14 protein-coding genes are annotated in these 12,262 nt (G+C 43.9%); 10 read left to right on the forward strand and 4 right to left on the reverse strand.

The window, feature by feature from the left end:
- Nucleotides 1–51: 51 nt before the first annotated feature.
- The 3 genes from NXH67_RS02165 to NXH67_RS02175 all read right to left on the reverse strand — a co-directional run bounded on the left by NXH67_RS02165 (nucleotide 52) and on the right by NXH67_RS02175 (nucleotide 4,664).
- Complete coding sequence (locus NXH67_RS02165; protein WP_272796214.1) at nucleotides 52–2,373, reverse strand: ABC transporter permease; 2,322 nt, start codon at nucleotides 2,371–2,373, stop codon at nucleotides 52–54.
- Nucleotides 2,374–2,457: 84 nt separating this feature from the next.
- On the reverse strand, nucleotides 2,458–3,276 hold the full coding sequence (locus NXH67_RS02170) for an ABC transporter ATP-binding protein (protein WP_272796216.1): 819 nt from the start codon (nucleotides 3,274–3,276) through the stop codon (nucleotides 2,458–2,460).
- Nucleotides 3,277–3,278: 2 nt separating this feature from the next.
- Nucleotides 3,279–4,664, reverse strand: coding sequence for an efflux RND transporter periplasmic adaptor subunit (locus NXH67_RS02175; protein WP_272796217.1), 1,386 nt, complete (start codon nucleotides 4,662–4,664; stop codon nucleotides 3,279–3,281).
- Between the two features lie 146 nt (nucleotides 4,665–4,810).
- On the opposite strand from NXH67_RS02175, the gene NXH67_RS02180 reads away from it, so the two are divergent.
- The 3 genes from NXH67_RS02180 to NXH67_RS02190 are packed head-to-tail and all read left to right on the forward strand — an operon-like array spanning nucleotide 4,811 to nucleotide 6,623.
- Nucleotides 4,811–5,464, forward strand: coding sequence for a hypothetical protein (locus tag NXH67_RS02180; RefSeq protein WP_272796218.1), 654 nt, complete (start codon nucleotides 4,811–4,813; stop codon nucleotides 5,462–5,464).
- Nucleotides 5,461–6,435, forward strand: coding sequence for a hypothetical protein (locus tag NXH67_RS02185; RefSeq protein ID WP_272796219.1), 975 nt, complete (start codon nucleotides 5,461–5,463; stop codon nucleotides 6,433–6,435). The genes NXH67_RS02180 and NXH67_RS02185 overlap by 4 nt, the downstream gene beginning before the upstream one ends.
- Nucleotides 6,432–6,623: a hypothetical protein gene (locus tag NXH67_RS02190; protein WP_022778401.1), complete on the forward strand. Its 192-nt coding sequence runs from the start codon at nucleotides 6,432–6,434 to the stop codon at nucleotides 6,621–6,623. The genes NXH67_RS02185 and NXH67_RS02190 overlap by 4 nt, the downstream gene beginning before the upstream one ends.
- Here NXH67_RS02190 and NXH67_RS02195 read toward each other — a convergent pair whose 3' ends face one another.
- A complete protein-coding gene (locus tag NXH67_RS02195; protein ID WP_022778402.1) occupies nucleotides 6,624–6,788 on the reverse strand; it encodes a hypothetical protein in 165 nt (54 codons plus the stop codon). It abuts the gene before it with no gap.
- 234 nt (nucleotides 6,789–7,022) lie between these two features.
- On the opposite strand from NXH67_RS02195, the gene NXH67_RS02200 reads away from it, so the two are divergent.
- The 7 genes from NXH67_RS02200 (at nucleotide 7,023) to NXH67_RS02230 (ending at nucleotide 11,932) form a co-directional block, all read left to right on the forward strand.
- A complete protein-coding gene (locus tag NXH67_RS02200) occupies nucleotides 7,023–7,337 on the forward strand; it encodes a hypothetical protein (protein WP_022778403.1) in 315 nt (104 codons plus the stop codon).
- 209 nt (nucleotides 7,338–7,546) lie between these two features.
- The gene (locus NXH67_RS02205) at nucleotides 7,547–7,855 is read left to right on the forward strand and encodes a DUF2716 domain-containing protein (protein WP_022778404.1); all 309 of its coding nucleotides are present in this window, start codon (nucleotides 7,547–7,549) and stop codon (nucleotides 7,853–7,855) included.
- A gap of 30 nt (nucleotides 7,856–7,885) precedes the next feature.
- Nucleotides 7,886–9,118, forward strand: coding sequence for a S41 family peptidase (locus NXH67_RS02210; protein WP_022778405.1), 1,233 nt, complete (start codon nucleotides 7,886–7,888; stop codon nucleotides 9,116–9,118).
- Between the two features lie 21 nt (nucleotides 9,119–9,139).
- Nucleotides 9,140–9,895: a hypothetical protein gene (locus NXH67_RS02215; RefSeq protein ID WP_022778406.1), complete on the forward strand. Its 756-nt coding sequence runs from the start codon at nucleotides 9,140–9,142 to the stop codon at nucleotides 9,893–9,895.
- Between the two features lie 23 nt (nucleotides 9,896–9,918).
- A complete protein-coding gene (locus tag NXH67_RS02220) occupies nucleotides 9,919–10,050 on the forward strand; it encodes a hypothetical protein (RefSeq protein ID WP_022778407.1) in 132 nt (43 codons plus the stop codon).
- A 123-nt stretch (nucleotides 10,051–10,173) separates the two neighbouring features.
- Nucleotides 10,174–10,971, forward strand: coding sequence for an alpha/beta fold hydrolase (locus NXH67_RS02225; protein WP_022778408.1), 798 nt, complete (start codon nucleotides 10,174–10,176; stop codon nucleotides 10,969–10,971).
- A 22-nt stretch (nucleotides 10,972–10,993) separates the two neighbouring features.
- Nucleotides 10,994–11,932 (forward strand): phosphatase PAP2 family protein, encoded by a 939-nt coding sequence (locus NXH67_RS02230; RefSeq protein ID WP_022778409.1) that lies wholly within the window; start codon nucleotides 10,994–10,996, stop codon nucleotides 11,930–11,932.
- Nucleotides 11,933–12,262: the final 330 nt, after the last annotated feature.

A 12,262-nucleotide genomic window follows, 5' to 3' on the forward strand; every position in this document is an offset into this window, starting at 1 on the left:
TTATAGTGCATAGTTATGTCATCTCCACATGGATTATTGTACCACAGGGGCTTATTCTTCGGTAATCATCTTCACCGGTTCAAGTGTTTTAATTTTTCTTCCCATAAAAGCTGCGGTTGCAAGAGCCACTCCGCAGATGATAAGAGCGGTGAGGATATAGGAAACAGGTCCGATACTGAAGTTGATCTTTTTAAAGCCGAATATCAGCATTGTTGAGATCATCAGCTTGCTGCCAAGGAAAGGAGACAGCAAAAGACCAACGCATACGCCTATCAGTATTGCAGGCAGATTGGACATCATGACCTGAACTATGAGCTGTCTTGAGGTAAAGCCAAGCGCCTTGCAGACGCCGAGATTACGCCACTGTTTGTTGATGTTGGTCCTGACGATGAGGGACTCCACAAAGGCAACGATGAGGATCGTAAGAAAAGCGACGAAATATGCAAACATCTTAAGACCACTTGTGATAAGGCCAACGGTCTGGTGTGCTGCCTCGGTGTAGTCAGTAACGGTTACTTCAGGATATGCATCCTTGAACTCCTTTTCAAAATCTGCGAAAGATACACCGGGCTTGAAGTTAATGCAGACATTCATGGAATCGGGAAGGGTGAATACCTTGGCAAGGCCTTCGGTGGTCATGTAAGCCATCATGCCCATATTGTTCATGGTCTGGCTGATACCGCAGACAATATAGGTTTCGGTGGCCATATCATTCCTTACTGTGACCACATCTCCCACGGACAGTCCGAGTTTACCGGCAGAATTGGTGGCCAGCATGACCTCATTTGGATATTTGGGCCAGCGTCCCTCTATGACGGAACCACCGATGATATTGGAGGTGTCGGAAATGGCTCTGGTGGTGATGGACTGCTTGATCTTCTTGTTGTAGAAATTAAGGCCATTCCATATCTCGCGGCGGGTATTGGCTACTGTTTTCATGGCAGCAACCGATTCTTCCATGGCAGCATCGCCGGTAAAATAAGCATCGTATACGTCAAAGCCGCCCATTTCCAGAACGCCTTCATCACTTCCGTAGGTATCAACCATTCCAAAGGCCACGATTGAAGACACCGCAAGGATCATCATGATAAAGATAACGCCCAGCTGATTGCTGAATTTGCCAAAAGTGTCCTTGAGGGCAAGGGTCACAGGTATTGAAAAAGAAGTCTTGTCGAAGGAAAAGAGGTTCTTTTTGTAACTGTGGGTGTTAACGCCGCCTTTTAATGCAGACAGAACGCTGACTTTGCTGTACTCCCTGCCAAGAATCACGGTGAGAATTGCCACCAGCAGGCAGATACTAAGGAAAACAGCCAGAATAACCGCGATATTGATGGGCTGATTCCATTTAAGTCCCAGGGTGATAAGTATGATGATACCAATCTTATCAAGAAGGAGAGCTCCTGCTAAAATGCCAATGGCTGCGCCCAGGCCCGATATCAGAAGCAGCTGGAATAAAAGGATCAGTACCAGCTCCCGGACAGTGTAGCCTGAAGCCTCCATAATAGCGGTGTTTTTCATATTGGTCATGATAAAGTTTTTTACACTGAAATTTATAATAACAATTGCTATTGCAAGAATTATCACGGCAAAAAGGAATATCAGCGCAACGAAGATCAAAGGAAGAATCATGGACCCGGTTTTCATAAGCTCCGCCGGAAGGAAATTCATGTTTATGACAGCATCGGGATGATCCTTCACATATTCGTTGTACCAGGTAAGGACTTCATCTCCCAGCTCATCATTCAGCTTATTGGTGTCGATATGCTTTTTCCTTGCTGTGTCGGTGATCTGAGTCTTCACGCACCTGGAATCGTAGGCGTCCATAGGATTTTCGAAACGTATTGTCTCGTAGAGATCATCGGAAATATATACCTTGTAGGTTCCCAGATTCATGGGAGAGCAGAAGATGTTGTCCTCATTGTAATCTGCCACTTTAAGGTCATAGACATTGTCGCCGATCTTGAGCTGCAGGACAGAGCCTTTTGGATAGGCATTGCTAAGTGAAATGGGGACTACCGCTGCATTGCCGCTAAGACCATCTGCCTTGGTACTCATGGTCTGAATCTTGCATTCCTGCTCATATCTGTAGAGGTGGAAGGAGTACTCAATCCAGTTCTTATCACCTTTTTTCCTGTACTTGGAATTGCAGTTAAGGTAGTCCTGGACTTCATAGTTCTTAAGATAAACATTACCCTTGATGATTTCCTCCAGTTTATTCAGCATTGATTCGTTGTAGGTTGCAAGAACCATGATGTCTGCTGAATTGATCTTTTCCCTGTTGGTGTCGATGACTTTGCCGGTATCGGCAAGGAAAGATGCACTGATGAAGATAAAGAGAGAAGAGAGCATCGACAGGATAAAGAAGGTAATCATGTCGCTCTTTTGCTTTTTTATGTTATTCTTTGCGATAAAGAAAAATCTGTACACGGTAGTATCCTTTCAAGTTGCTGGTTCTGATTACCAGCCCATATCCTGGAGGAAATTCTTGAGGCGCTGGTGGCGCTCCTTGGCCTTTTCAAGCTGTGGGTTGGCGGAATCTTTGTAGTCTCCTGCGTAGGGACCGAGGTCTATTTCGTCGCTGATGACTCCGTCTGAGAGGTAAATGATCCTGTTGCCTCTTTCAGCGGCCTTAATGGTGTGGGTTACCATGACGATGCTCTGACCTTCGTTATTTAGGCTGGATAATATATTAAGAACATTTTCTGTGTTCTGAGAGTTAAGAGCGCCGGTGGGCTCGTCGGCATACAGAACCTCGGGGCTGTTGATGACGCCTCTTACCACGGCAACTCGCTGCTGCTGGCCGCCGGACATCTGAGTGGGGAACTTCCTGTAGTCGTTTTCTTCGATTTCAACGCTGCTAAGGAGATCCTTAGCCTTTTTTGCCAGGGCCTTTCTGTCGCTGTTTTTCAGAAGACCGCAGACCATGACGTTATCAAGGGCGCTCATGCTGTCGTTCAAGTAATTCTGCTGGAAAACGAAGCCCACGTGGTCTCTGCGGAAAGTCGCCAGCTTGTCGTTGTTGTAGGTTGATATCTCTGTTTCGGCGCCGCTTTGATCCGTGTAGTAGGTGACGGTGCCCATGCTGGGGCGGTCCATTCCGGACAGGGCATAGAGGAGAGTGCTCTTGCCGGAGCCGGAGTTTCCCATGATAACGGTAAAATCTCCTTTGTATATGGAAAGATTCAGGTTTTTCAGCACGTGCTGCTGCACTGAACCGTTGGAAAATGTCTTGGATAAATCCTTTGCGCTTAATATTCTTCTCTTTTCAGTAATCATTATTATTTCACCTTTACGCCCATACCTTCGGATAGTTCTTCGGAATCCTTCCAGACTACGAGAGTTCCCTCATCAAGACCGTCTGTTATTTCAACCATGTCGTCATTTCGGATGCCGCATTCAACGAATACTTTTTCTGCTTTTCCATCCTTGGCAACGAATACATAGCTGCCTTCTTCGTCCTCACTGAGGGCTTCCACCGGGACTCTGAGAACCTGTGTAAGGCTGGCTGTATATATTTTTGATTTGGCTTCAAGCCCCAGAATGATGTCGTCATCGGGAGTTAGAAGAGTTATCTCAACGCCGATTCCGGTGCCAGTTCCCGAGTCCTTGGTCATTCTCTCAATCCTTGAAACCACGCCCTGATAGTCCTTGTTCTTGATGTTGACACTGGCGGGCTGGCCTTCTTCAATATTAACTATATCATACTTGTTTACTGTGCTTTTGATAATTATGTCGGAAGAGGACTTAAGTGTAAAAAGATTGGTACCTCTTGCAATATCGCTTCCTTCAATGACGCCGATCTGTGTGATGATGCCGTCGAATTCAGCCTTGATACCTTCCTTGGCTGCGGCGTAATCCGCAAGCTTTTCATTATTGCTTATATCGTTGGCTTCTTTGACTGCTTCAAGCTGTTCCTTGGCACCCTCCGTCATGAGATTCATCACGGTGCTGGCTTTCTGGCTTGTCATCTCGGCTTTGTACTCCTTGAGATTGGCCAGCTGAACGTTGAGGACATTCAACTCTTCCTGGAGCTTAACGATGTCGGGAGCGTATTGCTGCTCATAGGCGTTGGTCTGAACCAGCTTCTGAAGATTCTCGTATTCATCTGAGTCAGGCTGGTCGGCCCAATCTATAAGAGATATCTGGAGCTTGGCTCCAAAATCAGCAAGTGCGGCCTTTCTCTCGGTGAGAGCGTTCTGGGTTCTTGTGATGGCTTCCTGGGTATCTGAGATCTGCTGCTCAAGTGTTGCCAGGTTTCTCTTAGCCTCTCCGTAGAGACCTGCGGTTCTGTTGCCGGTCTGAACTGAGTTGTTATAGCTTCCGAGATCGGCTTTGGCCTGAAGGTCTGTCATTGTTTCCAGACGCTCAAGTTCCTCAAGGTCATAGGATATGATGAGATCACCTTTTTTAACAAAGTCGCCTTCCTTGACGTGGATCTTTCCTACACGGGCTGCGATTTCTGAATAGCAGACCATATCTTTGTTACTTTCCACGGTGCCGTTTACCTCAATCTCACTTTCAAGACCTCCAAAGTCCACTGTGTAGGCATCAACCGCCATGGCTGCGTTGGAGCTTACGGAGTAGCCTCCGATACCTGCGGCTGCGGCAATAACTGTTGCTATTATTGCGGCTGTAGTTTTTTTGTTATTTAAAAGTCTGATCATTTTAATGTCCCTCGTTTCGTTATGCTGATGTTTGCTACTGTTGTTACTTTACCGCAATGAAATACGGAAGTCTTAACCTGTCTCTTGCACAATTCTTAACCAATTCTTAATTATTTGGTTAAGAAATAGGATGGTACAATGAATATATGGAAAATCGAAAGGAATCTGTATTCTTAAGTGAATATCTAATGGCCGCTGCCAGCATATTTGCAATTATTACCAGCATCTGCGCGCTGATACTTAACAGACGTATGGGGGACAATTTCACTCTTTTTATCATTCTGGTGAAGGTCATCACCATTATCTCAATGTATTTTGCGTATTATCACTACAGATGGGACGTGGCCAAGGGCCTCATGGGAGGAATACTCTTTTGTCTGATGTTTCAGGAGGGAGATCTGGTACTGGAGAGGCTCTGGGGGCAGGAGGACTTTGATACTTACCTTGTGGTGGGAGTTCAGGGGAGCGTCTATCTGGCGGCTGCAGGCATGTCTTTTCTGCTTACGATCATTATTACCGTCAATCACTTTTTTATAAATTACGCCAAAAAAGGCAATCCAAAGAATGTTATCTTTAATCAGATGGCAATCTCTTTTAAGGTTGTCATATATTTTGCGCTAATAATATCAAATGCTATGTTATCCTTTGATATCACTATCAGGTGGGAAAATGCGCTTCAGTATCTGACGGACATAGCTATTTTGCTTCTTATAGTATGTATAGAATCCCAGTTGGATTCCCTCAAGGTTTTGCGGCAGGAGATTGTGGAGCAAAAGCGCAGGAGGAGAAAGAAGAAATGAAGGTATCGGAACGTCTAAAAGGAATGTGGATCATGGGGATGACATTATTGTCCCTGGGAGCCTATACCGCATTTTTTGTAGCTCAGATGTGGCTTAATCTCTTGCATGCGGTATATCTTGGCCTTATGTTGATGCAGATCGCAGCTCTTATAATGTATCTCTGGGGACCGGAAAAGATAGCTTTTAAGCCTTTGAAGCTGCTATATCACCTGTTATATGCGTCGTCTATACTGGTACTGCCTGCTTTTATATTTATCTTCATGGGGCTGATCTCACAGTATCATGTAAGTATCCCGGCGAGTATTGATGCGTCAAATATGGCTGTAGAGGAGATCCTCCCGGGGGATGAGACAGTGATCTACAACACGGGGACGGTATATGTCTTTTTCCCCAAGTATTCTGAAGTGGATCTTGTGCGTAAGGACAGGCCATCCAAGTCTGACAAAAGCATTACATGGTGCTCGGGAGCAGCATTTCAGCACACTGTAAGCATCGGCTTTGATGAGGACGACATAGAAGGCGACCATGCATCGGGCGGCGTATTCTACGATAGCCCCTACGACAAGGACGCTTTTGCCGCATTTGTGTTCTATGATGGGAATTTCAGGTTCGAGTTTGAGAATAAAACAGAAGCTATGAAGACGGCAGCGGATGCCGGAGGAGCCGGATTCATGCAATTTGCCCTTATCAGGGACAAAGAAGTGGTCATGAACTTCGACAGGCCAAGAGCACGCTGCTACAGGACTCTGGCGGAACTTAACGGGCAGCTGTGCATCATTGACTCAGTGAAGATGCTGCATTTTGACGAATTCATGGAAGAGCTGCAGAGGCTGGGCGTCACCAATGCGGTATATATGGACATGGGCGCCGGCTGGAACTATTCCTGGTATCGCTGTCCCACAGGCAAGGTAAAAACTTTGTTTGGGCTCCCTGTTCCCTGGTCCCACAACTGGGTTGTCTTCAGGCAATGACATCGGTGCTGCAGCTAAGGCTGGCGGATTTCGTCGGAGCCAGATGCTGCGTCAACGTGGCGGGAGCCTTCGGCCCCATATGGGACGGCGCATATAAGGATATGCCCATTATCCTGGAACATCTAAGTACTGATGAGGAATATTATAAGTACATGGATTATTTGAAGAACTGCCTGAAAGGCATATGATCAGAGATCTGACAGAAATGCTCTTCTTTTGAATGAGCGAACAAGCACGTTGTCATCGCCATAGGGCTGATCGTCGTAGTCCAGCATGACATGTGCATCCGGATCAAAGGTGCTAAGGCTGTTCTCCTTATTGATGTTTTCTGCATCTGCGTGTGATTGATTCATGTTCTCCCCCCTGTTTCAAAATCTTTTTTATTCTATCACCGGAACAAAAAAAATTAACGTCTTGACTTTTATGAATTAATAATTAGTTTCATTTTGATTGTGGCATTTTCGAAATAACATTTTTAAATATTGGATTTTAGTGTATATTAAAATTGAACGATTTAGATGATTACACTATAATTTTTCATCGACAATAGAAATGAGTCAAAAATAAAGTTTTTTGAGGTGAAGAAAATGGCAGACAGATCAGATTTAATTAATCAGCTTGCAGCATCAATGGGAGCAGGACAATTCGCAACTAAGACACTTGAGGAAGCTAGATTTGATGCAGAAACGGGGACACTTTACTGCAACGGAATGGTTATTTCCAAGTCGATAGCGGATAAGGCAATTCAGCATTTTGAGATGCTTGAGAAAAAATGTGATGCTTCCAACAGTTCACAGAGAGAAATGGCTATGATCTACAGATGTGCCGTTGAGTCAATTAAACTGATGCAGAATCCCAAGATCAAGGCTATTATGAAGCAAGAAGCAACCCCTAAGGGATAAAGCATATTGAGTATATTTATGCCATCACTTTGTTTATGCAAAGTGATGGTTTTTTTATTCTCAAGGAGACAAAGTATCATTCATCCCATTTCAAATGTCATTCGTCAGAAAATCCCCTATTAGTGGTCATGCAATGCTATAATGCAGTAATATGATGGTCGAAGTACATTAAGTTGGAAGAATCCTATGCCATATATGGTTGTGACGATATGACAGACGATCAGATAGACCTTGTCCCTGAGATAATGAAAAAGATTTTTGTTGAAACAACCAATGAAGGGCAGCGCATGTACGCCCTTGACTGGCATCATGAGGCATATCTCTATGATCCGAGACATCCCGAAGAACCCAAAATAGGCTTTATTCCGGACGGAGATTATTACTTTTTTATCGAAGAAAACTTTGCTTTTGGATACTTAGGACATCCCTGGAGAGAGGAGGTATGGGTGTATGGAGCCCGGCTTATAGAGAAAATTGAGGAAGTATACGAGCAGTTTGGCTGGACAAAAGTAAAATAATCAACCTAATAGATTAGAAGGGGGAAAAAAATGACTTATACAGATATATTCAAAGAAATAGTTGCGATTATGCAGGAGGATTCTGCAACCTGCAAGGATTATGGAGCCGGAGATTTTAAGGATTACCTGAGTAAAATAACTGATGGTATGGATCGGATGGAGTTCCTACATCTGGTACAGGAGTATCTCTCTGCCTTTGGAGTGGAAGGACATCTAAGTTTTACGGATGAAACTCTTGGAACAATAGGATTTTCAGTGATGAGACAGGAAGATACATTGTATGTGGTAAAAGCAAATGCTGATACCGGTCTTGTTCCCGGGGACAGAATAGTTGGAATCGATGGGGAATCGGTAAATGATATTGCGCAAAAGGAAAGCAGCTTCTTTATGAATGAAACTTCTGAACGTGAAGGCAAAATGTGGCCTTCTGTGCTGAAGTTTTATAAGCATATTACTGTAATCCATCAGGATGATACACAAGAAGACATTTCCATTATTACTGATTCCAAAGATGAAGAGGAGCCCGGATATTTTTTTAAGAAATATGGAGAGGACACTCTTTATATTAAGCTGGCAGATTTTGTGGACATGAATTCAATAGGTCAGCTGTATGCTGACTGCAAAAATGCTCTTGATACATGCAAAAAGCTGATTGTGGACGTACGAGGAAATGGAGGAGGCGCAGATTCTGCGTTTGTACCACTTCTGGAGTACTGTTTTCCTGAAGGACATTCCGTTACGGATTATTATAAACCTGAATATCCTATTGAGATCAATTATTCTGTCAGAAATTGCAAGGATCGAATACAGCTTCTGAAGACCATTTTTGGAGATAACATTCCGGAGGATATGGCTCCGATGGTGAACAAAATGGTTGCTGATAATACGGAAAATATGGGAAAAGGTTTCATTGTCAGCGAGGAAGATGAATTCGTGGCCGGTATTGTCGGAAGAAAGGAGCCTCAAAAGGTATTTATCATAACTGATGAGGGATGCGCTTCTTCAGGAGATTCATTTGTGGAAGTGATGTCTTTTTCTCCCAAAGTTACTATAGTAGGAAGGCCCACCATGGGCATCACGGATTATTCGAACTGTTCTATGATTTCCTTTGATGATTTCAAGTTGGTTTATCCAACTTCGAGAGATATAAGAATTGATCATGGGAAAGGCCTTGCACATAAAGGTGTTCCTGTAGACCACTATATTCCCTGGTCACCGGAAAATATCGGCAGGGACATAGAGCTTGAGTACTGTCTTACATAAAGGAGAAGCTGGAAATCTAAAATGAATGATTCTTATGATATTGAAAGAGCCAAGAAACTTGTTACCATAGGTAAGACCATCCGGCTGATATCACTACTTGTTGAAGTGCTCATAATTGTTCTATATCATTTGGAAATCCTCACCTCGCAAATAGCTATGCTACTTTCACTGGCGCTTGTTCCTTGGATCAAGCATATATTTGCATTGATCTATCCTGAAGTAGCCTCCTGGGACGAAGATGAACATTGGAAAACGGATGAATCGAAAAAGCTGTGGGAAGAGACTCATATACGAATCTGGGAAAGGTGGCACATGCTTGTTCAGGTCCTTGTGATGTTGTATCTTTTGCTCACATTAAAGATTGAGGCGCAGACATCACAAGGATTCAAGACAATCGCAATTATCACTGTAGCAGCTTTTATAATAATGGTGCTGATTGGTTGTATTCGAATCAAAGGCGAGAATAAAGTAAGTCAGGTCATCCATTATGGCATGACCATGTTAGCTGTTATTGGGGTTACTGTAGTAACTGTCTGTTATTGCCTGAGTGGTCCTGAAATCCATGAAGAGTGCACATATGTATCCGGATCATACGAGGGGGGCAACAGGAATCATCTCATACCCGATTATTATGTAACGGTACAGCTTAAGGATTTTACCAGATATAAATGTAATGTAACACCCAGGCTATATGATAATATCCGGAACAAGAACCTGGTTGTATGTCGCCGTAATGGCCCGCTTGGGATAGAATATTTGCATGTTCATGAGCTATAAGTTTACTTGGGGAAGGAATTAAAATGAGAATACGAAGAAAAGCGATCATCAACAAAATTATGGGGGAGGAAGCGCAAAAGAGGGGATTCACGGATCTGCTTATGGCGGCTGAACTTGAAGAAAATGGATTTGAGAATCCTTACAAAAACATGTAATTATTCAAGTATATTTTTCGGCTCCGAGTCGTTTATATAGCGGCTCGGAGTTTTTTTATCCATAAATGCACTTTATATAGCACATAAATGTTTGATATACTAGAAGACGGACGGAGGTAAAAGATGCCTTACAATGCGAATGATTTTCCGGTCAGACTGGAAGATGGAAAGGTAACAGTAATATCCTTCGGCACAGGAGATAAGCCCCTTGTCATGATTCCGGGGCTGAGGTTTGCATCGATAGACGGCGGGGCGCAGCCGCTTTCCTGGTATTATCGCATATTCGGACGAAGCTATCGGATATATGTGATTGACAGGAAGTTTCCGCCGGCGACGGGCTGCACCATTCATGATCTGGCCGAAGATGTGAAAAAAGTCCTGGATAAGCTGGGGCTTTCGTCAGTTTACCTTTTTGGCGCATCCCAGGGCGGTATGATAGCCCAGGATCTTACCATAAATCACCCTGAATATGTCAAAAAGCTGGTGCTTGGCGTAACTGCCTCAAGGCCCAACGACACCATGAAAGCGGTCATAGGTGGCTGGATAAAACTGGCACAGGCAGGGCGTTTTAGAGACATAGTTAAGGACTATCTTGAAAAAGGATATTCTGAGCAATATATGAAGAAATACCGCATTGCTCTTCCTCTTCTTTTGAAAACGCAGAGGTTCATGCCAAAAGAGAGCTTCATCACTTTGGCTAAAGCCTGTCTGTCCGTCGACACCTATGACAAGCTGGACTCCATAAAATGCCCTGTTCTGGTGCTGGGAGGAAGCGAAGATAAAATAGTTACGGGTGAAGCCTCAGCCGAAATAGCAAGGAAACTTGGCTGTGAGGTCCACATTTATAAAGGGCTTAGCCACGAAGCCTACAACGAAGCAAGGGATTTTAATAAGAGAATATTTGATTTTTATAACAAATGATATGTTATAGGAGGGAATGATAATGAGCTTTGATATTCAGTATCTGCTGTTTCTGCAGGGCCTTAGAGGGGCATCAGGCGGAATTTTTGATGAATTCTTTAATGCGCTGTCCAAACTTGCGGTGGATCTTCTACCGTTTTTACCTTATATAATTTTCTGGTCAGTGGATAAGAAATGGGGCTATCGCTTCATGTCTACATTAAGCTGCGGCGAAGTCATCAACGGAATCATCAAGCTGACGGTATGTGCCTACAGACCCTGGATCCGATCTGATCTGATAGAACCTGCGGGGGATTCCAAAGTAGCGGCGACCGGGTACTCTTTTCCCAGTGGCCATACCATGTGCGCCACCACCATGTACGGAACAACCTTCGTATGGCAAAAAAATAAGCGCAAGGCCGTAGCGATACTCTGTGCGGTGCTGATACTGCTGACGGGATTTTCCAGGAATTTCCTTGGCGTTCATACTCCTCAGGACGTTTTGGTGGGATTCCTTCATTCCTCACTTCTGATTTTTATCATAGGAATAGTTGGAAAAAAGGTTGAAGGCAACGAGAAGGCTCAGGATATTCTTTCTATTATAGGAATTGTTGCGGTCATCGCTACGCTGGCATATATCCAGCTTAAGGCTTATCCCATGGACTACATAGACGGAGTGCTGCTGGTTGATCCTCAGAAAATGATGAACGATACCTTCAAGGGATGTGGACTGCTGCTTGGATTGTCGGTGGGTAGCTACGTTGAACGCCATTATATTCATTATGAGATACCTGAAGGCTCAACTAATCTTCCAATCCTTACATGCATAGGACTTGGAATACTGCTGGCCTGGAACCAGTGGTTTGCCGGTGCTACTATAACCGCTGCTTTTGGCAAGCATTGGGGGAACCTGATCTCATTTAGTCTTATTACGCTGTTTGCCACGGTTATATGGCCCATTGTAATTAAGAAAAACGCATGAAAAAACCGGTTTGATATTTAGTGTGAAAAAAATCGTTAAATAAAGTGTTGACACTTATATTGCACAGTGATATATTTATCTACGTTGCCGCTGCGGACAAGACACATCGAAAAGCTCGCAAAGGCAGTAGTGGAGCGGATTCTAGGCTCCTGCACCTTGACAAATAAACAGTAATGCAACCCTGAAAATTTCCAAGAGAATTATTCAGAATTAACAAACCAAAAGTAATAACGGACAGAACATTAAAGCCAAGCTTTTAGTTCTGGCCGGATTGAACAAAACATTTAAACGTGAGAGTTCGATCCTGGCTCAGGATGAACGCTGGCGGCG

Source organism: Butyrivibrio sp. DSM 10294 (assembly GCF_028539135.1).
In the GTDB taxonomy this organism is placed as follows: domain Bacteria; phylum Bacillota; class Clostridia; order Lachnospirales; family Lachnospiraceae; genus Butyrivibrio.